A 21,024-nucleotide genomic window follows, 5' to 3' on the forward strand; every position below is an offset into this window, starting at 1 on the left:
ACGAAGGCGATGGAAACCGGACAGACAGCAGGTGGCGCGGGCCGGAACCCAAACCCCGTGCCGCCGGAGGGCGCGCGGGAGCCGGTGCTGATCGACACGCTGCCCATGGCGCGGTATTCCTTTATCGTGCGCGGGCATCTGGCCAGCGGCGCCCAAATCACCATCAGGGGTGTCGTCCATGCCAGGAGGGGCCTGTATTATCAGGCGCAGGCGCGGGTGCTCGATTCCATTTTGAAAGAGATCCCCTCCCTCGAGCTCGACGATGACAACCTCGTCGCATTGAAGATGCAGACGGGCGGCGGATGCACCCCGCCCCACGACCTCTCCCTCCTCGGACGCCCCAGACCGCAACGCGCCGCGCCCGCGAGGGCGACCGAGCAGGCAGGGGGAGGCGAGTCTCCAATGACCATCCCTGCCAGCCAAACAAGTGCACCGACTGGTGTGCGGCCCTGCTGACACCATTACCCGGCCTAAACGCGCCCCCGTGTCCCCATCAGTTGGTGGGATGCGCCGCGTGGGCGCGTCCGCCGGGATGTGGTTTCTATGCCGCGCCCCGGTGAAAAATAAAACGCGCCACGTGACACTTCCACATGGGCGTATGAACTCCGCGTCACCGACAACACCAGTCCCCGCCTTGCAGCATCCATCGCTCACCGACATCAACGGCCTGCGCCTCGGCGGGATTTTCCCGGCCGGACGCGAGCCGTCCGTCCGCACGTTGCGCGAATGGACGCGCACCCGCCGCATCCCGTATCATCGTGTCGGGCACTTTGTATATTACGACCTCGCCGAGGTCTCTGCGCATATTCGCACCAGGCTGCTCGTGCCCGCTCGCAAATAACCCTGCCCATAATGCAAAATCCCACCGCCATATGCGCCATGCACGTGGTGTTTTTGCATTTATACACTGGAAAAACCATGCGCGAAAATCCGGGCAAATCCGCAGGAGGACGCGCTCCTCTTTGATTTTATAAATGAGGGCGGGATACCAGACGAAGCAATCATATCCATGAACAATAAGAATAAAACCAATCTGCAAAACACACCAGCCCGCGAGTCCGCCGGCGACGCCGCGTTTTTTACCGACCCTATCGACCCGAAGGCCGAGGCGCGCGCGATGGCGGCGGAGGCCATTACGCACGTGCTGCTTTGGATTTCCGAAGATGGCACGCTGGAGCAGCGCGGCCTGCGCGCGTCCGTCGTGCTGCGCCAGGTCCGCCCCGACCTCATCGGCGGCATGACTCTGGAGGAAATCGGCGGGCTGGCTGGCTGCACCCGGCAGACCATCCACAAACTCGTGGACGATTTCCGCCAGAGCATGGGGCTTGCATCATGGTGCGGCCCTAACGGGTCGCGCAATTGTTCTAGGTAACATACATAATAATGAATGAATACGATAGAACCTGCGGTTCCGTCCGCAGTAGCCTAGCGGCACCTGCGGGGTTGGTAACGACCTCGTGGGAAGCAGCCGCGACAATGCACCTGCATCCTTCGGGATGGGAAACTCGCCGCGAGGTTGAGTTCTCCGAGCCGCCAATGTCAGACGACTCAAGTGCTAGGCTGATGGCATGTCCAACACAGGTGAACTGCGAGCAGGCACCGTCAAAGTCGAGGAGCCAAACGACATTGACAGGCTCCGGCCAAAATGGGCACGCGGTCGGGTGTTCCATCCATGATCTGGAACACACGGACAAAACGACCGCCGGTGTATTGCAGGGACTAAACCATCGTTTGTTGCGCGCTCTAGCAGCCTGTCGGACTTAGGTTTTAAATTGGTCTAATAATTGCTAAGCAAGTTGATATGGCAAGATTCGTGAACATAGATCGGGACACGGCGCTGTTGATGCCGCCGGACATGAGGGAGTGGGTGCCGGGGGATCACCTGGTGCATTTCGTGATGGATGCGATGGAGCTGATCGACGTGAGGGAGGCGGGAGTGAACGAGCGAGGGACGGGCAGTGCGCAGTATCCGCCGAGGCTGCTACTGGGGCTTTTGGTTTACAGCTACGCGACGGGGATGTTTTCGAGCCGGCAGATCGAGCGCGCCAGTTACGAGAACGTTGCGGTGAGGCTGCTGTGTGCGGACACGCACCCCGACCACGACACGCTGTGCGCGTTCCGGCGCAAAAACGGCGCGCTGTTGCACCGGGCCTTTGCGCAGGTGCTGGAACTGGCGGCCGGGTGCGGGATACTGAAGGTGGGAGGGGTGACGGTGGCCATCGACGGCACGAAGGTTCTGGCCAACGCGAGCAAACACACCGCGCTCAGGATGCCTTCGCTTTCTTCCGCGTTGCGGCCTTGGACTCGCCCTTCTTTTTGAGCGTCTTGGCCGCTTTCTTTTTCACTTGCTTGAGCGTCTTGTGGGCCTGCCTGGCGGTCGCTTTCGCGGTGGCGAGTGCCTTGCGCGTCTTTTTCAAATCGGCCTTGATCGCATGCACCTTGGTGCGGGCCGCTTCGTAGGTCTGCGCGGCCTGCGCAGCTTCATTCTGAACACCGGCGGTCTTCGCGGCAGGTTTGGTCGTCGGGTCTTTTTTCTTACTCATGGCAGATTCCTGGGTTGAACCGGTGTCGGCGAATGGACGGCCACCGCATCCAGATTGTCACTCATTCGTAACACTCCGCCGTCCTCTTTGGCAAACCTTGTAATGTTACATTTTTAGAAAACCCGCAGTTCCCTCTCCGGTGCGTTACCTCTCAGGTTCTCGTCGCTTCCTCAGAGGCTGGGGAAGGAGGCGGTTGGGGGTGGGCGGGAGTCGCAAGCCGGACTTCGCGGCCTTGCCTCGCACCGGACTCCGGTGCTGGCCGCTCGCCGGGCGGGGCCACCCCAGCTTTATTCCGTTTCTGTCCCCAGCCTCTTGACTGCTTCAGGTTCTCCAGTGTTTTCCTATGATGACATCCTGCGATAACTCGTTATCGCCACTCCGACTACATTCAGGATTGTGGCTCCCCCGATTAATCCATTCATTCATCTGAACAATTTGCTTGCCAAACCAATCCATTCCATGGATGTTTCTCCTATCAAACCCGCCGCGCCTCTATCAGCATTTATGCTGAAATGCGTAATTCGGTGGGTCTTTTTTTTGCCCGGATTCGGCGGCAGAAAACCGGAGGTGGCTTGGTGATCTATAACAAAAGACCACTCACGCTCGAACAGCAGGCCGATCAGCTTATTGCAAGAGGCTTGATCGCCAGCCGAGAGACTCTTATCCGACGCCTCAGAGTGGTAAATTACTACCGCTTGTCCGGTTATCTTCATCCTTTCCGCGTTCGCGACGCTCACAACAAACCAACCGACCGTTTCGAACCCGGCACAGACTTCAACATCATCTGGCGACGCTACAACTTCGATCGTCGCCTGCGCACCCTTCTGATTGATGCCATCGAACGCCTTGAGGTCGCCGTGCGTTCCCGGCTCGTTTACCACTTTGTTCATTCAACCAATTCAGCCGGTATTCAAATCGGCCCCTTCGGCCACCTTGATCCACTCAATCTGCTCGGCTTCAAAACGCGCCCTTTCCTGAAAAAACTGACGCGAAATCTGAAACGCCTCCTCAAGTTCAAAGGCTTTGAACTGTCCGAACATGACGCATGGCTGGCAAAGCTGCAAAATGAACGCCAACGAGCCACCGACACATTCGTCAAACACTTTTCCCAAACCTATGGAGATTGCCACGACTACCTGCCCCTGTGGATGGCCTGCGAATTGATGACCTGCGAAACCGCACTCCAATTCGCCCACGGCCTCGATCCTTCCATTGTCAAAAAGGCCGCAGCCGACTTTGGCTTTCCTGATCAACAATTGCTTTCTTGGACCAAGGCGATCTTCACCCTGCGCAATGCCTGCGCCCATCATGCCCGGGTCTGGAACCGGGTCATCGGCGTTAAACCATCCGTGCCGGGCAAAAACAAAAACCCGCAATGGCATCTCGCGCCAGGCTTTGCCCCCGACCGCGTCGGGCTTATGCTCACCGTCTGCCAATTCTGGCTGGGAAAAATCAGTGTTACCAGCCACTGGAAGCAGCGCCTTTTTGCCCTCTTTGATGAATTTCCTGAGATTCCTCTTGCAGATATGGGCTTGCCCCAAAACTGGCGCTCCCATCCTCTCTGGCGCTAGACTTCCCCCCTTTTCGAAAGCAGAGCATTGATTGCCAATGGTTCTAATCGGGAATCCACACCATTCTTCCTATTCGTAGCTAATTTTAATGGCACTCCTGATCAGAGTTTTTTCCCCGGCGAAAACTGTTTATTTTTAACTATTAGTCAGCGTAAAAACATCGGTTACCCAACATCCTACAATGCTTTCGAAGCAATCAAAGGTTTCGTTAAAACCCAAGAAGATCAGGATGATGGGGAAACTCTTCCAATGCGGCTTGGACAAGAGTTCGGCGAGTAATCGTATCGCCGCCTCCGCCTTGGCGTAAAACTTTCAATGCTGCGAACCAATTGGCACGGCCGGTTCCGTTAAGGCGCAGTCGCGACAGATCGCCGCCGGCACGCGCCCAAATTTCCTGATCCTGCGGGCCAGTCGGATAAAGCTCGGCGAGAACTTTTTCCAGACGCTGCCACGGGTCGCTTGGGTTAGCTCCAATGGTCTGGTCTGCCAAGGTCTTCTGACCACCACGATCAAGGGCTAATGGGAAATTATCTTCCAAGTCGCTTGCCTTGAAAACGGGATGCTGGAGCCCGGGGGCAGCTCCTCGAACCTTTTCGGCAACATAGTTGAAGATATCAAAAATCCGGATCAACCCGTCGCCTTGTGTGTGCGCACCGCCGCGCAAGGCAGCTACCAAGTGTTCGGTGAAAAGGCTGTTTTTTGCGCCGCCGAGCACAAGAGAAGTTTCCGATGCCCGAGAGGACGCGATCAAGACGCGGCCCCTTCCAATCGCCAAACGGACCAAGGACTTTTCGGTAAATCCCAAGTCCATATCGGGAACTTCAGCGGCGGCCTTGAACCGACCCGCGCCGGCTGAATGACAGGCGTCGATCAGGACCACCAGGCGCTGGGCGGGAATGGCCGCCAAGGCGGCGGAGAACTCTACTTCGGAGAGTGTGGTTGCTGTTAAGTCCAAGGGGGTACAGTCGAAAGGGACAAGTGCACTTTCCTCAGCCGGTGCCACTCCGAGTCGCGCGCCGTGGCCGGAAAAAAAGATCACCACAGTATCTTGAGGGTGGGTGTGGGTCGCCAGAGTAGCCAGTTCGCGGCGGACCGCGTCGAGTGTCGCCTGACCATCCAGCAACTGGGTTACGTTCTGTGGGAGGTATCCGCAGTGTGCGGGGGAGGTAAGCACTGCGGCGATCTCGCGCGCATCGTGAACCACCGCTGCCGGAAGTGGAGGGACCTTCGGGTAAGCCGCGATTGCTATCACCAATGCATGTCCGCCTGGGAAATTGGATGCCGTTATTGGATTCATTGTTTGTTTCTCTTCCCCTGTTGGGTTGGTTCTACCTATGTCCAGCGTGAAAAAGACCGGCGCTCTTCAACCGGCGGAGGTGTTCGTTGTTGGGAAAATCCCGCGACATTTCGTCTAGCAGTCTACCGGGTCTCGGGTCTTTGCCGCGTTGGATCAGCGCTAGCGCATCGTGCCAGCGGGCTCGTCCGGTGCCGTTTTTCTGAAGGTCGGCCGCCAACCCACCGGCCCGAGTCCAAAGTTCATCGTGGTCAGGTCCGCTTGAGTAAAGCTCCACCGCCAATTCCTCGAGAACTCGCCAAGAGGCGTCCGGGGAAGGCGATGAAAGTCCCAAGATCCATTTAGTCAGGAAACCGATCATATCTGCGCAGATTCGAAGCGCCGGTTTCACTTCGTCACGCCCCGAACGAGCAAGCTGCACCAATCTATCCACCGCGCGCTGCCAACGTCGGTGGAGAACCCTATCATTACTATCTGGCCCACCTGCATCGTCCCCCCACCAAAGCGCGCTGCCTCACGCTCAGTCGCAGTCGCTGGCATATCGAGCAATACTTCCAACGCGCCAAAGACGATCTCGGGTTCGACCATTTTGAAGGCCGCTCGTGGACCGGCTTTCATCATCATCTCGTTCTCAGTGCCCTGGCCTACCTCTTCATCCTCACCGTCCACGCACGCGCCAAAAAAAACTTCTGGTGTGACGTGGGAACAGACGCTCCGCGTGATCCAGCCTTGGCTGGTGAGGTCGACCGGCTCCTGCTTCTGTTGCGGCAGCAAATTTGACGACATTTTTGTGGCTTTGACTTAACGGAGTAATACTAGATGGGTCAAACCCGCCGTTGCGCCCCTTTGGGGCAGGCGCGTCCGCAAGGGCCGCTGTCGCAACGCCGGGCAGAGGATGCTGGAAAAAGCGAATGCCGCCCTGTAATGGGGCGGATAGGAGTTGCAACATCACTCCATTGCGAGAGCAGGCCCACTTCCAGCGGGTAGTTCATTACGAAACCACAGGCAGAACCAACAAAAGGGGGAAATAGCAAATGAACGCGGAAAAACAAACCTCCGTGTGTGCATCCTCCGGCATGACCTCGGATTGGGAACAGTTAGACTGGCCCAGCCATGAGCGTCATGTCAGGCGGCTGCAAGCACGGCTCGTAAAGGCAACAAGGGAAAAGCGCTGGGGCAAGGTCAAGTCCTTGCAATGGCTGCTGACCCACTCGTTCAGCGGCAAGGCCCTGGCCGTAAAACGGGTGACAGACAAAACGGACATGCCCATGCCGCCGGATTTCCCGGCCCATGTCACACTCGCCGCCAGGCTGACCCGCCTGCTGCGCCAGAGAAGCCGGCATGATGCAGGCCTCAAACTCTCCGCTGATCTCCGGGCGCTTTATATCCAGCTGGCCCTGGTTTTTGAAGAGCCGCGCCGCCCGTCTGCCTGAACGGCACTCCAGGCATGCGCGATCCAGCCCGCTCTCGCATTTGCCTCGCCGAGCGTCCTGACGATCGCCTTGGTCTGCACCGCCGGTGGCAAAAATACCCATCCGGCAATTGCCCTGGTTGATGACATGGCAGATCGCGCCGGGGCATCCGATTCGCAGTTTTCCTGCCATGCCTCCGGCGGGTTCCTTCATTTCAGGTTCTCGCCGACAGCAAAAAGCAAAACCCAACCCCGTCCAGGTTGCCCCGAAAAGGAGGAGATCAAATGGGCACAAAAAAAGCTGCGTGTTACGGGACCGGCCACCCGGTTGTGCGAATCAAAGAGGCCGGCGGCGCGCCGGGCGTGTCAATCCGTCAGTCGGACTTCGGGTAATGTGAAAACGCGGGAAACGCCGTCAGAATGCCGTTGTCCCGTGTGACCACCCGGGCGCCTTGCGCGGACGCCACCGTTACGAGATGAAAGTCCATGATTTGCCCGTGGCCCTGCGCCTTGTAGAGAAAGGCGGCGGACGGCTCGGCATGGACGATTTGCCCGGGCGTCCCGCCGCCCAAAACCTCAGTCGTCACGGCGTCCACCGCGGCCCGGGTTTTCAGCGGGCGGCCTCTCATGATGGACGTGTTCATGAGAGCGCGGATGACGCCGAGATACGTCTCCACCGTGACGCACCAGCCGTCCGCCTTGTGCGCGTCCAGCCAAGCGCGGGAGACCGCGTGGTGCAAGTGCCCGGCATCGATGGCGGAGAGAAGGACATTGTTGTCCAAAAGCCACTTCACGGCATTTCCTCCCAAAAGCGGTCCAGTTCCTCATCCGTAATGGGCGCCGCGCCGGGAACGGCGGCGATGATGACGCGTCCCGGACGGTTGCAGATGTATTTCACAGCCGGCTTGTTTTTCGCCGTGGCCGGTTCGGCAAACAGCTTCTGCCGAATGTAGCTGGACACCGTCCGCCCACGGGCGGAACGGCGGATGTCCCGGGCTTCCGCTTCGGTCACTTTGAAGGTGAATGTTGGCATGATGGTATTACCGTAATAACTCGGCCGGGCCTGTCAAGGTGGCGGAATATGCCCTTCTGGATCAAATGCGAACCGTCGGGCGCGCCGCAATAAGGGAACCCGTAATTTTTGAGTTCCGTCGCCTCCACCATGCGCGGCTCCGTCCATTTCCGAAAAAAACTTTTAGGGCTCCTTTCAAAATCACGTCTGACAGGGAATGAGGCCGAGGTAGTTTTCCCGGACCTCAGCGCATTTCACGCCGGCAAAACGAAGGACGGGAAGCGAATTTTCAGCCTTTGCGTCCCGGTTTTTTCCTCGCCGCCGGCTTCCCGTGCGTGATGGCCCACCCGAGCATGACGGCCTTTATGAACTCGTCCCACTCGGCCTCGTTTCCTTTTTCATGCGCGCCATCCACGTCTCCACGCTTTCCGCCGGACCGGATTTCTGGAAAGCGTCCCGCTACGGACCCGCCCGCCTGCCTGCTTACGCAGGCGGGTTGACATGGGCCGAAGTGCAACCAACAATGTGTAACATGACAACCGCCACATTGAGGGAATTCCGCCACAACTTTGCCACCGTCGAGAAAGCCGCCCGGCGCGGTCCGGTGAAAATCACGCGCCGAGGCAAGGTCATAGGCACCTACACCGCGGCCAAGAACCCCGGCAAATGGACGCCACCTGACCGGTCGAGGCGCGTCATCAGCACAAAGGACGAAGTGGACGTGCTTGATTTCCTTGGATGAAAATCTATGCGGACACCTCATTTCTGGCATCTCTTTACAACGACAAGGACACCCGGCACGGTGAGGCCGTGACCATCGCGCAGGCTTGGACAAAGCCGCCGCGATTGCCGCTCACACCGTTTGGGATGCTGGAATTGCGCAACGTGCTCTCACGCCTGCAACACAAAGGGCAGTTGCGCCCCGGCGACGCCCGTATGTGCGAGCAATTCGTGAAGGAAGACTTGCGGGACGGCATCCTTGAACCGCGCCCGCTCCGCGCCTATGAGTGGATGGAGGCCGCGATGGACGTGACGGCCAGGGTGACGCCGCTCACCGGCACGCGCACGCTGGACGCCATGCATATCGCGCTGGCGAAGCTCAACGGGGCGAAGACGTTCCTGTCTTTCGACGCCAACCAGCGCAAGGCCGCGCAGGCGTCCGGCTTCGCATTATTGCCGGCTTGACGCGTCCGCGCGCGTCGACGCGTATCCGGAAACCCATTACACACGCCCCGGACTGAAACGACGGCGGTGTGTTTTGCGCCCATTTGGCGAGCCTTCCTGTGTTCCGTCCAAGCGGGAGCCCGGAAGGGATCGGTTTTTTGTCACTTTTTGCATAATTGAATGACATTGGAAATGAATGTTTGGTTGGTTTGGGGAACGATATTCATGAAATTGAAAAAACAAACAGCCTGGCATTGAAATGCAAACGCAAGCGGCGATGGAAAGCGGACATATCGTTGGAGGAGGAAAAAGTGACAAAAAACGCCTCCTTTGGCTCGGCCCTCCCTCATTCAGTCCCTCTTAAGCACACGGCAGTCTTTTCCAAGGTGCATTCGACAACTGATCACGGAGCGGAGTCCGGCTGGCACGATCCTTTCAACGATCCTCGGAGCCATCCTCCGATCCATGGCCGCTATCAGGTCTTCTCAGCCTTCGCCAAGTTGACGGCTTGTACATTGGCCTGCCAGATACGCGGTCTCTCCTACATGTCAGTGAAATTTTTTCGTGCCGATTATACTGTCCAAATACTGTCCATTTTAGCCTCGTCCAGCCCCGTCTGATACCGTTCGCCCAGGTCGTGGATTACCTATTAACTATCACGATATTAGGATACTTCATTGATAAAGAGATGCTTCAATCATTGGTATAATACCAATTTTGAACGAGATCCACTCTTCTGGAGGGCCGAGCTCCGGCGGGGCCGTCGCGGTTATACGCGATTTTTTCCGCGACGGCTCCAGCAAAAGGGTGATTTTCATTGGGAAATGGCATGATGCTTTAGGTACAGTGTTTTACATCTCTTTTATTAATCGCTTGTCTCGCCCGCTCAAAATGGGAAGAACCAAGGGGATGAATATTTCAGTCAACAAGTCCCAAGCGAAAGAGGGTGGGGCGCCGGGCGGAGTCGGAGGGGGGCAGGGTGCGGGGCATGGTGCTTCAGGCGGCGGCCAAGGCGCTTCGTCCGGGCGCGGGCGGCGGTGGCGGGTGGCGGTCGCGGACGATCACCGGGTGATTCGCGACGGGATCGCGGCCCTGCTGCGAGGGTATCAGGGTTTCGAATACGCTGGCGAGGCGAGCAGCGGGACGGAGCTGGCCGGACTGGTGGAGCGGGCGGAGCCCGATGTGCTGGTGACGGATTTGAGCATGCCGGGAAGCCCGGGGATGGAGTTTTTGCGGGGGTTGCGGGAGAAGCGTCCGGAGATGTTCATCGTGGTGCTGACGATGCACGCGACATTGCTGGCCATGCAGGAGGCGTTTGAGGCGGGGGCGCATGCGTTCGTGGCCAAGGACGATTCGTTTGAGGATTTCATAAAAATCCTCCGGCGCGTGTGCGCGGGGGAAAAATGCGTGCGCAGCCGGACGCTGGAGGAGTTGGGCGAGTCGGAGCGGGCTCCGCAACTGACCGCGCGGGAGCGCGAGGTGCTGGAGTTGATGACCCGGGGGTTTTCGAGCAAGGAAATCGGCTCGCGGCTGGGGATCAGCCAGCGGACGGTGGAGATTCACCGGGGCAACCTGTTCCAAAAATTCAAGGTTACCAAGGTCACCGAGCTGGTGGCGCTGGGCCTGGCGTCGGGCGTGGTGCCGATGACCCCGGCGACGCTGCGCGATCATTTGTCGGGCCTGTAGGGCACTGTTTGCCATGCGTCTGCTCCCGCGCCGTCTTTTTTCGACATCCCTGCCCGCCGCCGGTGACCTGCCGCCGGGCGTGGACGAGGCGCGGTCGGGGCGGCGGTGGTGGTGGGCGTTTTGCGCGGGTTCGTTTTTGATGACGGCGGGCTCGGTCTGGGGGCAGCGGGAGACGGGGGTGCTGCACAACTTCTTCTTCTGGCCGCCGAGCGGGATGGCGCTGGGCGTGGCGCTGTTGCATGGCTGGCGGGCGTATGCGTGGACGCTGGCCGGCGGGGCGCTGGGGTTGCTGTGCATGCTGGCGCCGGGGCAGGCGGCGTTTTATTTTATCTCGGATGTGATGATCGTCGTGCCGGGCTGCTGGCTGGTGCGGCAGAGCTGGCCGCAGAGCCCGCGCTATGTGCCGGGGGTGCGTTTCCTGAGCATTTTGTTTTTGATGGGCGGGGTGATTCCGTGCGGGGTGATGGCTCCGCTGGTGTGGCATTTTGTGATGCGGCACAGCTTTCCGCTGGTGGATTTCCATCTGGGGTTCTTGTCGTGGTGGCTGGGCGGGTGCATCAGCGTGGTGGTGTTCACGCCGGTGATGCTGTTGTTGCAGTCATCGTTCCGGTCGGAGGGGTTCAGGTCGTGGAGATCGATGCTGCTGGCGCTGGCGCAGATCGGAGCGTGTTTGTATCTGTCCGTGCTGGTGCTGGGGCGGGATGAGGCGCACCCGATTTTGACCATGACCGTGCTGATCGTGCTGGGGGGGCTGATAGCGGCTTGGGGCAAGACGACGGGGGTGATTCTGGCGAATCTGGCTTTGCTGACGGTGGCGGTGGCGGCGCAGTCGCAGTTTCCGGAATTGGAGACGGCGTCATTCTCGGCGGCGCGGGTGTATTTCCACGCGATTTTGCTGGAGTCGATGACGGTCTCGTTGCTGATCGCGGGGGGATTTTATGACTACCGGCGCGCGGACCAAGTCTTGCACGGGCTGGCGGGGCACATGCTCACGGTGCAGGAGAGCGAGCGGCGGAGAATTTCGGCGGATTTGCACGACGGGGCCAGCCAGTTGATCGCGGGGGCGGGGATGCGGGTGGCGGCGGCGCTGGCGGCGTTGCGGGTGGCGAAAGTGCCGGCGCCCGTGATTTCGGACATGGAGTCGGCGGCGCGGGAGCTTTCGGGGGCGCTCAAGGAGTTGCGGCGCACGGTGGCGGGGTTGCGTCCGGAGATGCTGGACCGGGCAAAGTTTGCCGATGTGGTGGCCGATTTTTGCGCGCAGGCCGGGCGGCGTTTCGGTGCGTCCATTATCTTTCGAAACGAGGCGCGCGCCTGCGGGGAGCAGCTTCCGATCGAGATACGCGAGCATCTTTTCCGGCTCGTGCAGGAGGCGGTTTCCAATGCCATCCAGCATGGGCGGGCGGAGCAGGTGAGGGTGACTCTCGCCCCGGCACCCGGGCGTCCGGACTGGCTGGAGATGCGCATCGCGGACAACGGGCGGGGCTTCGACACCACCGCGCACGAGCGGATGGACCGTCTGCACCTGGGGCTTCGCACGATGGCGGAGCGCGCGCGCCTGATGCAAGGGACGCTGCGGATCGACTCGCAACCGGGCCATGGTGCGGTTGCGACGGCGCGGGTTCCGATACATCCTTCCTCCGGCGGCCAGATCGCATCGTGATGCCGGTTGCGAACTGAATCCCGGCCCATGAAAGGGCGCGGAAGATCCGTTCCTCCGGAAACCCCATTATTGTGCGCTTGAACGCGAAATGGTGTCAGGCGCTCCGGCGATACACGGTGTTCATGCGGGTGCGCAGTTGCGGGCGGTAGCCTTTTTGGGCCAGCGCGCCGGGCAGGTCGCGCCGCCACTGGCGCTCCGAGTTTTCGATGATTATGACATCCGCCAGCAAATTGTCCGGGGCGGCTTCGAGGTAGGGTGTCAATGCCATGTCCTCGGCGCCCTCGATATCGATCTTGATCGCGTGTACCCGGCGGATATCGAGCTCTTTTAATATGGTGAGCAGGGGTTTGCATGGCACGCGGACATGGCCGGGCGGATTGGGATTTTGAGCCGGCGCCGCGCCCTCACAAGGGACGAGGCTGCTGCCGCCGAGATTTGCCGGGTCCAGGCGCAATTCAAACTCCCCGGCGACATCGCTGACGCCGACGCCGAGGACGGTGATTTCAGGCCATTCCCGGCATCCCTCCCTGGTGGCATCGATATTAAAGCGCAAACGCCCGAGGGCGGGCGGGTTGGGCTCGACGGCCACGATGCGTCCGCTTGGGCCGAGGTGCGCGGCCGTCGTGAGCGTATATATCCCGACATTCGCGCCGATGTCCAGAAAGCAGCCGTCGCGCGGCAGGGTTCGGGCCAGAAGCTGGCGTTCGATCCGGTCGAAGCGCCAGGGCATGAATATGAATTTCCGCTCGGAATTGTTGTCCGTTATCGGGCATCGCATTCTTACCGGGCCGACCTCGACATCGATCGGGAGCCGGGCGCAGTGGGTGACGATTTTGCGCACCGACTGGGCGAATTGCTGGCCGAGCCAGTTTTGCGGCGCGTTTTGCGCGAGGCGCAGCAGGGCGCGCAGGAAGCATCCGGGGGCGTGATGGCCGAACTTGGGCGGATTTTTGGGATGCATGTGGGCGGGGCGTGTTTCAAGGGGTTCCGGCGCCTCGAAGAAGACGGGGCGGATGATTTTGCGGGAATAGGGGAGGAGAATGGGGGCGGGCACAAGGGAAAACTATGTTAACATAGTCGAATTAAACATAGTTCGCCCTTATAATTGGCGCGCTTTGGCCGCGTCAAAAGACACCCGCACTCCTGCGCAAATCCAGCTGGCAAGACAGTTGGGCGCCGTGCTGCGCGATGTGCGGAACAAGGCGGCCTTGAACCAGGAAGAGCTGGCTTGGCGATGCGAGATTCATCGCGCCTACATGGGTTTCATCGAGCAGGGCCGCTACAGCATCACCGTGGCCATGCTCGTGCAGGTTTGCGAGCAGCTGGGCATCAAGCCTTCCGCTGTCCTGAGGCGCATCGGCCTTTAGGGCATTTCAGGCGAAACAGCGCGTGGTCTGCATCGAAACCGCAACCTTGGCCATGGATGGCCTGCGGCACGGATCATATCAGGTGGCCGGCAATTTGGCTGTGTCCCAAATATTTTTACATCTCCATTATAGTAAAGGTTCTTCGCTGTTTTCAGTGGAAGCGCGGGGTTGGATGGGGTGAAGTAAAGGCTAATGACACCCGAAGCATTATTTCATCAGTTGCTGGGATTGGGGGAGGAGTGGCGGGTGAGCCGCTGCGAGTTTGACGCCGTGGAAGGCGAGGTGCGCTTGTGGGTCGATGAGCTGCCAAAATTCTGGGAGGAGGAGGGAGCCCGGCAAAAGCAGGAGGTGCGGCTTTACGACCACGTCGGGGAGATCGAGTGGAGGCATTTGAACGTCTTTGAGCATCGCTGCGTGCTGCGCTGCCGGGTGCCGCGCGGGCAGCGGCGCGACGGGAGCGTTTACCGGGTGCAACCGCCCTGGCAGGGGCTGTGCAAGCACTTCACGAAGGCGTTCGAGGCGATGGCGCTGCTGTTGTTGCGCGAGATGCCGGTGGCCGCGACGGCGCGGCGGCTTGGCGAGCATGACACGAGGCTGTGGCGGCTGCTGCACGCGCACGTGGCGGCGACATACCCGAAGCTCGATTTCAGCGGGGTGACCTGCGTGGGCTGCGACGAGCTGAGCGCGCGCAAGGGGCGGCGCTACGTGAGCGTGTTTTGCGACCTGATAGGCCGGCGGGTGCTCTTTGCGTGCGCCGGGCGGGATGCGGGAGCGTGGGAGAAGTTCGTGCGGTCGCTCGGCGAGCACAACGGGCACCACCGGGCGATCACACGGGTGTCCATCGACATGTGCCCGGCCTACATGAAGGGAATCGCGCAAAACATCGGCACGCAGGCGCAGGTGATTTTCGACAAGTTCCACGTGATCGCAAAGGCCAACGGGGCGGTGGACGAGGCGAGGCGGGAGGAGCAGAAGCTTTGCGACGAGCGGCAGCGCGAGTTGCTCAAGGACGCGCGCTGGGTGCTGCTGAAGAACGAGGACAACCTAAGCGCCAGACAGAAACGGCAGTATCAGGGGCTGCTGAAAAGCACGCTGGGGACGCTGAAGGCCTACCAGATGCGCATCGCGCTGCAAAAGATCTACCAACTGGCCTGCGCGGCGAGGGCGCGGCGCAAACTGCGAGCGTGGTGCCGGTGGGTGCGCTGGAGCGCGGGCAAATATCATCCGCCGATCCTGGCCGACATGGTGAAGTGCGCCGGGATGGTGGAGAGGCACCTGGAGGGCATCCTTGCGCATTGGGAGGGGCACATCACGAACGCCTTCATGGAAGGGCTCAACAGCGTGTTCAGCGCGGTGAAGCGCAAGGCGCGCGGTTTCCGCTCGGTGGACAACCTTGTCGTCATGCTCTACTTTCACGCGGCCAACCTTTCCAACCCCACTTCCCACTGAAAACAGCGAGGAACCTATTACGACATAGGGGAGGAGATTGGGGCAACTTGGCGTGCAGCAAAGCGATGGATGGCCTGCTCGCCGGAATACGGGAAACCTGGAAACTTCACTCTCTGGTATTTGCAGGCCTCGCCCACGCTCGGCAAAATCAGGTACCCGCCGTTTCCGGGCGGAACGTGCTGCTGGCCTTCAGGCGCGGGGGGAAATTTCAAGACCCTCAAAGGACTGCCCGAAGGCGAAAGCGGCTTCGAGATCGTGCGCCTCGATTGCCAGCCCGGCGCAAAGCCCGGCACGCTGCTGCGCGCCGCGCAACTGCGACGCCTAGGCGAGGCCGCCGTGACCTTCGGGGAAAAACGCGCACCCACGGTGGGTAAATACGAGGGGCGCGCCGGTATCCGCGTGGACATCCCGCTCGCTCCTGGCCGCCATGCGCTCTATCTGCCCGACAGGGCGTTCGAGTTCGAGGTCAAGTGAGGACTCTGATAAACCAACCATGAAAAACGAACAACCAGCAGACGGCGCGGGCCGGAAACCCGTGCCGCCGGAAAACGCGAAGGAGCCGGTCCTTGTCGAATCGCTGCCCATGGCGCGATATACATTTGTCGTGCGAGGCCGTCTGGCCGGTGGCTCCACGGTTCTCGTCAGGGGCAACGTCTATGCCAAAAAAGGAATGTATTATCAGGCGCAGGCAATGGTGCTCGATTTCGTTTTGAAGGAGATCCCCGCGCTCGTGCTCGACGAGGAGGCGCCCGTCGGATTGAAGATGCGCACGGGCAGATGCAGAGGCGCGCCTCTTCAGGATCCCGGAATTTGCTGACATCCCAAACCGTGACGCACTGTGGCGACGCGGAAGGATTCCTCGCCCCCCGGCGTGCGGTGTTTCCGGTTATGACCGCTCATTTGGGGATCGAGCACCCAAGAGAAGAAATACCGAAGATACCGCACAATCAATCCGCCCCGGGCCTCGCACACCCATTAAACCGGCGCAAACCGAACTTCCTTGCACTGTCAGGCGGCGATCACGTTGCCGTCCGCCCTGTAGGATGCCCCGTTGGTGCTTGCGGCCGTGGTGCTGCAAAGAAACACCGCGAGGCTGGCGATTTCCCGCGGGTCGAGTAAATCGTCGGGCGAGTGTTTGCGGCGGTTGTCCGTGAGAAACTGCCTTTCCGCCTCCTCGGGGGACATGGTCGGGTAAAGCTTCCGCACGAGCTTTTTCACGCCGTCCGAACGCGCCGTGCCGGGCAGCACCGCGTTGACGGTCACAGCCGAGCCTTTCGTCAAGTCCGCCAGGCTCCGGGCGATGGAAAGCTGCATCGCCTTGGTCGCTATATAATGCGGGATGCGCAGCCAGGGGTTCACCGCCTGTTCGCTCGATATAAAAAGGACGCGCCCCCATTTTTTATCCAGCATGCGGCGGAGATAATGGCGGCTGAGCCGCACTCCGCTGAGGATGTTTATTTCAAAAAGGCGCAACCAGTCACCGTCCGTCTCTTCGAAGAATCCCACGAATTCATACACCCCGAGGTTGTTGACCAGTATGTCGACATCGGGAAAATTCGTTATTGTTTCCTGCGTGCCCAGCGCCGTCCCATTGTCGGCGACGAGAGGATGCAGCACCGCATCGGGTTGCTGTTTCTTTATGGTTTGGATGGCAATATCGACGCTGGATTGGTTGCGCCCATTAATGATGATATGGGTGCCCTCGCGGGCGAGCGCCTGGGCGATTTCAAAACCGATACCGCCTGAGGATGCTGTTATCAGAGCCAGTTTGTCCTTGAGTCCTAAGTCCATATGACTTTGGAGAATGCGTTGCCGGATGACTTAATGCAGGCAGTAAACAATTACCATGCGGTGCTTTTTGATCCCCGTCGCGCACCGCGGTCCCGCCAAGGGCAATGTTTCCAACGAGGCGCGCGGCACCCGCCAGATGAATTTGACGCCCGCCCCGGCGGCATTTCCTGAGGGCGGACGGCAGGCGGGTGGAACTCGCAGCCTGCGCGCCATTACTGGAGGCCGCTGCCGGATTCCGTGCGTCAGGCATCATCTTCCGACGGGACGGCCGCTGTCATGTTTTCTGGAGGGAATTGGTGTTCTCTTCCCGTGGCGTCGTGGTGTCGATGCCTGGGCGAGTACCGGAGGGGGGGCCGGACTTGGCCCCGACCAGGAACCATGTGCGCATCATGCCCTTGCTGCGCACATCGATCTCGCCGCGATCTTCGAAGATGAATTCCCGCTGCAAATGCTGGACGAAGTCGGCGTTGCACTGGATTTTGCCGGGACCGGAGTGGCTTTCCATCCTGCTGGCGGTGTTCACCGTGTCGCCCCAAAGATCAAAGGCGAATTTTATGTTCCCGATCACGCCCGACACCACCGGGCCTGTTGCGATTCCGATGCGGATGTCAAAGTCCAGCGTGTCCGGCTCGTCCTTTACGATCTCGCCAAAGGCGGCCACGACGTCGAGCGCCATCAGGGCGACGCGGCGCATGTGCCTGTCGTCGAGCGGCGCGAGTCCGCCCACGACCATGTAGCAGTCGCCGATGGTCTTGATTTTTTCGAGTTTGTAGCGCAGCGCCAACTCATCGAACTTGCTGAACACCCGGTTGAGGAAATTGACCACTTCCTGCGCCGTCAGCGGCGAGCTGAAACGGGTGAATCCCAGCAGATCGATAAACATCACCGTCACGCGCTCATGCTGGTCGGCGATGATTTTTTCGCCCTGCTTGAGCCGCCGCGCCACGTCGAAGGGGAGGATGTTGGCGAGCAGTTCCTCGTTCTGCCTGTTTTTCTCCTCGATTTCATTTTGGTATTTGGCCTGCCGGCCATACATCCGGCTCAGGTGGCACAGGGAGCGCGACCGGGATCGGTGGATGACAACCGCCATGATCGTGGTCAGGAGGACCACGAGCAGAAACTCGCTCAGGCAGATGGCAAACACCTCGTTGATCCGCGCGTTGTACTCCTTCATGTCGAGGACCACGCACACCGCGCCGGTGGCTTCGTGCCGGCTGTCGTAAATCGGAGCGTAAGCGCCCTTGAACACGCCGAATTTATTGGTCGAGCTCCTCTTCGTGATGTTCAGGTGATGGTGTTTTAACGTCTCGATGAGCGCCGGGTCGGGCGACTCGTAGGGTTGCATGACGCGGTTGCGGTTCAGCGGGGTGCCGGGGCGCATGTCGGACACATATCTCGCGGTGCCGAGGACGTGATGGACCTGCCCGTCGACCATCCGCACCGTGGAAACATAAAACAGCGAGGGGACGCTGCGGTGGAAGCGGACCAGCGGATCGCTGATGTCATTGTAGAGTTCGCCGCCCGTTTGCGCATCATCGGTAAGCTCCTTCATCCTGTCGCCATCGACCAAGTTCGCCGCGATCAGGGCCATCCCTTTCAACTCATTTTCCATGGAGCTGTTTTCGTAATTTCTGGCCCTGATAAAAAGAATGCAGAAGCCGATGAATGCGATGAGCGTGATCGAAATCCACACCAAAAGCGCCTCGCGCAGCGGCGCGATGCCGAGCGGTTTCGCGCTTTTGGCCTCGTCGGCATCCGGGATCTTTTTTTCCTGCGACGAGGGAGTCGTGTCGGAAATGCGGCTGTTGGTTTGGGTTTGCATTAAGAATTACGATTGACGTTGCCGCTCTGGAGCCGCGTTCCGGTCATTATGGTGGAGGCCTGTCCTCACGCAAAGCGCCTCTGCCGATGTGGTCGTTTTGAAATTCATCACGGGTGATGCTGAGGCAGGCATTTAATTGTTTAAAATTCTGTCTAATTAAATGCTTTTTTTACAGAAACAAGATGAATTTTTCTGGACAGACTGAGCAACCAGTTTCCAGCGACTGCCGCTGCGCGGCTCATTTCGTCGCTTAAAGAGGTTTTTCGGACTGAAACGTGCCACCTGAACCGGTCCCATATTTTACCAATGCCTTCAAGTTGAGGATAAAAACAATTTGCACTAATATTTTAGTTATTATTTGATTGAAAACAATGCAATAACTAGTATTTTGTTTGAATGATTCTACTTTCACCCAAAGAATTCATACAAGACATTGCCAAAAAAACCCAAATGCTCCGGCTCCAACTCGGCTGGAGCCAGCAAGAACTGGCCCGCAGGGCAGGCGTAGCCTTTGGCACTTACCAGCTTTTCGAACAAACCGGCAAAATAACCCTCGAACGGCTTTTTCTCATATCAGTCGCCTTGGGACGCGAGAATGACTTCAAGGAAATCTTCGTGCCCCTTCCAATCCGCTCCATTGAGGAACTTAAACCCAAATCGGTTCGCAAGCGCGGCAGAACCATCAAATCATGAATCTGAAAGTAACTCTGCATGAAAAAACCGTCGGACAACTTGCCGACGATCCAGCCTCCGGGCGCATCTATTTTCAGTATGATAAGAACTGGCCTTCGTCGGGGCTGGAAATCTCGCCTCTGCAACTTCCATCCGCGAGGCAGGCCCCCTACACGCACCCGGATCCAGCCTTTTCCGGTCTCCCCGGCGTTTTTGCCGACAGCCTGCCGGATTATTGGGGACAATCCCTCCTGGACCTTCGTCTGAAAGAGGCCGGTATCAACCCGGAGACCGCGTCCCCGCTCATCCGACTTGGCTATATCGGCGCAAGCGGCATAGGGGCGCTCGAATACCATCCGGTCATTGATTCCCTCTCTTCCCTTTCACAGGCGGTCACACTTGCCCAAGTGGACAGGGAGGCATCCTTCCTGCAAGATGGCAGGCCCGCAGCCGGCCATCCCGCCGCCACGCTGGCTCTTTTCCATTCGGGCTGCTCTGCCGGCGGCGCCAAGCCCAAGGTGCTCGCGGCGCTGCTCCCCGACGGCAATCTGCGCATCGGCACGGACATTCCCGACGGGGCGCAGGGGTGGTTGATCAAACTTTCGACGGTCCCTTTCGAGAACAAGGACTCCCGGCAGGAAGGCCGGCTGGAGTACGCCTATTCGCTGATGGCAAATGCCTCGGGCGTCGAGATGTCTGACACCCGCCTTTTCGAGATCGACGCCCCCAAAGGCAAACGCGGGCTTTTTGGCATACGACGCTTTGACCGGGACGGTTCCAGAAAAATCCACACGCATTCGTTGTCGGGTCTTTTGCACCAATCCCATCTGCTCTGCTCCTATGAGGATCTGGCCAAGGTCGCCCATCGGCTTACCCGGGATCACGGCACACTCGCCGCGATATTCCGCCGTATATGCTTCAATGTCCTCGCCCGCAACTGCGACGATCATGGAAAAAACTTCTCGTTCACCATGAATGAAACCGGACGGTGGACGCTCTCTCCGGCCTTCGATCTGACGCATAGCCCGGGTCCCAACAAAATGGGAGTCCATGCAATGACCGTTCAGGGAACCCGAACCCCCTCTCGAAACGACCTGCTCCGGTTTGCGTCCGAATTTCAGATCAAGGATGCCGCTGCGGTATTGGGTCAAGTCCATCATGCCATCGGACGCTGGCCGGAGTTTGCCCAACAGTCCGGACTCAAGGAATCAATCGCCGACCGACTCGCCCTTGAGTTCGGGAAAGCCTTCAGGGATTTCAGCTAAGAAACAAATTTCATTAATAATTGATACAATCTCCGAACGAGATTTATATTTTAGGCAGGGCGAGGTGTCCCTGCCCGAACCGCGGCTCAGCCGGAGGTTTCGCCCTATCTTGATAGATCTATAAATGACTGGGAATTGGTATGAATTTGGGGTTGCCCTGAAAAATTTGAATTGATTTTCAGAACGATGCGATGCCGCTTCATATCGGCAACCCTGCGATGCGGCCGAGCCGGCCCGATTACGAACGCTTGATGGTCGTTCTGCGGCAGCGGGGATTTCATCAGGGTTTACGACTTGCCGCGCCGGACAGCGGAACG

The 21,024-nt window shown here is 59.2% G+C and carries 24 protein-coding genes and 2 pseudogenes; 18 read left to right on the forward strand and 8 right to left on the reverse strand.

Going from position 1 to position 21,024, the window contains the following annotated elements; translation table 11 throughout:
- Positions 1-9: 9 nt before the first annotated feature.
- The 4 genes and pseudogenes from OH491_RS23750 to OH491_RS23765 form a co-directional block, all read left to right on the forward strand.
- Entirely contained in the window at positions 10-456 is a 447-nt protein-coding gene (locus OH491_RS23750) for a hypothetical protein (protein ID WP_068768741.1), read from the forward strand.
- 142 nt (positions 457-598) lie between these two features.
- Complete coding sequence (locus OH491_RS23755) at positions 599-841, forward strand: helix-turn-helix domain-containing protein (RefSeq protein WP_068768740.1); 243 nt, start codon at positions 599-601, stop codon at positions 839-841.
- Positions 842-1,009: 168 nt separating this feature from the next.
- Positions 1,010-1,372: a hypothetical protein gene (locus tag OH491_RS23760; protein WP_068768739.1), complete on the forward strand. Its 363-nt coding sequence runs from the start codon at positions 1,010-1,012 to the stop codon at positions 1,370-1,372.
- Positions 1,373-1,801: 429 nt separating this feature from the next.
- Positions 1,802-2,266, forward strand: a pseudogene (locus OH491_RS23765) (transposase); the annotation flags it as partial.
- Here OH491_RS23765 and OH491_RS23770 read toward each other — a convergent pair.
- Positions 2,265-2,543: a hypothetical protein gene (locus OH491_RS23770; protein ID WP_068768738.1), complete on the reverse strand. Its 279-nt coding sequence runs from the start codon at positions 2,541-2,543 to the stop codon at positions 2,265-2,267. The pseudogene OH491_RS23765 and the gene OH491_RS23770 overlap by 2 nt on opposite strands.
- Positions 2,544-3,118: 575 nt before the next feature.
- Here OH491_RS23770 and OH491_RS23775 point away from each other — a divergent pair.
- The gene (locus OH491_RS23775) at positions 3,119-4,114 is read left to right on the forward strand and encodes an Abi family protein (RefSeq protein WP_334319208.1); all 996 of its coding nucleotides are present in this window, start codon (positions 3,119-3,121) and stop codon (positions 4,112-4,114) included.
- Positions 4,115-4,322: 208 nt separating this feature from the next.
- On the opposite strand, the gene OH491_RS23780 is transcribed toward OH491_RS23775, so the two are convergent.
- Positions 4,323-5,411, reverse strand: a complete 1,089-nt coding sequence (locus tag OH491_RS23780) for a caspase family protein (RefSeq protein WP_068768736.1) — start codon at positions 5,409-5,411, stop codon at positions 4,323-4,325.
- A 31-nt stretch (positions 5,412-5,442) separates the two neighbouring features.
- Positions 5,443-5,769, reverse strand: a complete 327-nt coding sequence (locus OH491_RS28300; protein WP_425429181.1) for an effector-associated domain EAD1-containing protein — start codon at positions 5,767-5,769, stop codon at positions 5,443-5,445.
- 179 nt (positions 5,770-5,948) lie between these two features.
- On the opposite strand from OH491_RS28300, the gene OH491_RS28305 reads away from it, so the two are divergent.
- The gene (locus tag OH491_RS28305; RefSeq protein WP_425429208.1) at positions 5,949-6,188 is read left to right on the forward strand and encodes a hypothetical protein; all 240 of its coding nucleotides are present in this window, start codon (positions 5,949-5,951) and stop codon (positions 6,186-6,188) included.
- 254 nt (positions 6,189-6,442) lie between these two features.
- Positions 6,443-6,659 (forward strand): annotated as a pseudogene (locus OH491_RS23790) (reverse transcriptase N-terminal domain-containing protein); the annotation flags it as partial.
- 534 nt (positions 6,660-7,193) lie between these two features.
- Here OH491_RS23790 and OH491_RS23795 read toward each other — a convergent pair.
- Together OH491_RS23795 and OH491_RS23800 are read right to left on the reverse strand one after the other, a co-directional pair.
- The gene (locus OH491_RS23795; protein ID WP_068768733.1) at positions 7,194-7,613 is read right to left on the reverse strand and encodes a PIN domain-containing protein; all 420 of its coding nucleotides are present in this window, start codon (positions 7,611-7,613) and stop codon (positions 7,194-7,196) included.
- Entirely contained in the window at positions 7,610-7,852 is a 243-nt protein-coding gene (locus OH491_RS23800; protein WP_068768732.1) for a hypothetical protein, read from the reverse strand. The genes OH491_RS23795 and OH491_RS23800 overlap by 4 nt, the downstream gene beginning before the upstream one ends.
- A 379-nt stretch (positions 7,853-8,231) precedes the next feature.
- Here OH491_RS23800 and OH491_RS23805 point away from each other — a divergent pair, with 379 nt between their 5' ends.
- From OH491_RS23805 to OH491_RS23825, 5 genes are all read left to right on the forward strand, one after another.
- Entirely contained in the window at positions 8,232-8,573 is a 342-nt protein-coding gene (locus OH491_RS23805) for a hypothetical protein (RefSeq protein ID WP_334319013.1), read from the forward strand.
- On the forward strand, positions 8,570-9,016 hold the full coding sequence (locus tag OH491_RS23810; RefSeq protein WP_068768730.1) for a type II toxin-antitoxin system VapC family toxin: 447 nt from the start codon (positions 8,570-8,572) through the stop codon (positions 9,014-9,016). The genes OH491_RS23805 and OH491_RS23810 overlap by 4 nt, the downstream gene beginning before the upstream one ends.
- Before the next feature lie 155 nt (positions 9,017-9,171).
- Positions 9,172-9,615 (forward strand): hypothetical protein, encoded by a 444-nt coding sequence (locus OH491_RS23815; protein ID WP_145928550.1) that lies wholly within the window; start codon positions 9,172-9,174, stop codon positions 9,613-9,615.
- Between the two features lie 97 nt (positions 9,616-9,712).
- Positions 9,713-10,681, forward strand: coding sequence for a response regulator transcription factor (locus tag OH491_RS23820; RefSeq protein ID WP_334319012.1), 969 nt, complete (start codon positions 9,713-9,715; stop codon positions 10,679-10,681).
- 13 nt (positions 10,682-10,694) lie between these two features.
- Positions 10,695-12,341 (forward strand): sensor histidine kinase, encoded by a 1,647-nt coding sequence (locus OH491_RS23825; protein WP_068768729.1) that lies wholly within the window; start codon positions 10,695-10,697, stop codon positions 12,339-12,341.
- 94 nt (positions 12,342-12,435) lie between these two features.
- On the opposite strand, the gene OH491_RS23830 is transcribed toward OH491_RS23825, so the two are convergent.
- Positions 12,436-13,395 carry an FkbM family methyltransferase gene (locus tag OH491_RS23830; RefSeq protein WP_084441818.1) on the reverse strand — a complete coding sequence of 320 codons (960 nt, stop codon included), beginning with the start codon at positions 13,393-13,395 and terminating at the stop codon, positions 12,436-12,438.
- A gap of 61 nt (positions 13,396-13,456) precedes the next feature.
- On the opposite strand from OH491_RS23830, the gene OH491_RS23835 reads away from it, so the two are divergent.
- The 4 genes from OH491_RS23835 to OH491_RS23850 all read left to right on the forward strand — a co-directional run bounded on the left by OH491_RS23835 (position 13,457) and on the right by OH491_RS23850 (position 15,974).
- Entirely contained in the window at positions 13,457-13,708 is a 252-nt protein-coding gene (locus OH491_RS23835; protein ID WP_334319011.1) for a helix-turn-helix transcriptional regulator, read from the forward strand.
- Positions 13,709-13,900: 192 nt separating this feature from the next.
- Entirely contained in the window at positions 13,901-15,157 is a 1,257-nt protein-coding gene (locus tag OH491_RS23840) for an ISL3 family transposase (protein ID WP_084441816.1), read from the forward strand.
- 69 nt (positions 15,158-15,226) lie between these two features.
- Positions 15,227-15,631: a hypothetical protein gene (locus OH491_RS23845; protein ID WP_068768727.1), complete on the forward strand. Its 405-nt coding sequence runs from the start codon at positions 15,227-15,229 to the stop codon at positions 15,629-15,631.
- Between the two features lie 19 nt (positions 15,632-15,650).
- Positions 15,651-15,974 (forward strand): hypothetical protein, encoded by a 324-nt coding sequence (locus OH491_RS23850; protein ID WP_068768726.1) that lies wholly within the window; start codon positions 15,651-15,653, stop codon positions 15,972-15,974.
- Between the two features lie 191 nt (positions 15,975-16,165).
- Here the strand turns inward: OH491_RS23850 and OH491_RS23855 are convergent, their stop codons facing one another.
- Positions 16,166-16,948, reverse strand: a complete 783-nt coding sequence (locus OH491_RS23855) for an SDR family NAD(P)-dependent oxidoreductase (protein ID WP_068768725.1) — start codon at positions 16,946-16,948, stop codon at positions 16,166-16,168.
- A 274-nt stretch (positions 16,949-17,222) separates the two neighbouring features.
- Positions 17,223-18,770 carry an adenylate/guanylate cyclase domain-containing protein gene (locus tag OH491_RS23860; RefSeq protein WP_068768724.1) on the reverse strand — a complete coding sequence of 516 codons (1,548 nt, stop codon included), beginning with the start codon at positions 18,768-18,770 and terminating at the stop codon, positions 17,223-17,225.
- Between the two features lie 396 nt (positions 18,771-19,166).
- Here OH491_RS23860 and OH491_RS23865 point away from each other — a divergent pair, with 396 nt between their 5' ends.
- Both OH491_RS23865 and OH491_RS23870 read left to right on the forward strand, forming a co-directional pair.
- On the forward strand, positions 19,167-19,463 hold the full coding sequence (locus OH491_RS23865) for a helix-turn-helix domain-containing protein (RefSeq protein ID WP_068768723.1): 297 nt from the start codon (positions 19,167-19,169) through the stop codon (positions 19,461-19,463).
- Positions 19,460-20,707 (forward strand): type II toxin-antitoxin system HipA family toxin, encoded by a 1,248-nt coding sequence (locus OH491_RS23870; RefSeq protein WP_068768722.1) that lies wholly within the window; start codon positions 19,460-19,462, stop codon positions 20,705-20,707. The genes OH491_RS23865 and OH491_RS23870 overlap by 4 nt, the downstream gene beginning before the upstream one ends.
- Positions 20,708-21,024 lie beyond the last annotated feature (317 nt).

Source organism: Termitidicoccus mucosus (assembly GCF_038725785.1).
Classification (GTDB): domain Bacteria; phylum Verrucomicrobiota; class Verrucomicrobiia; order Opitutales; family Opitutaceae; genus Termitidicoccus; species Termitidicoccus mucosus.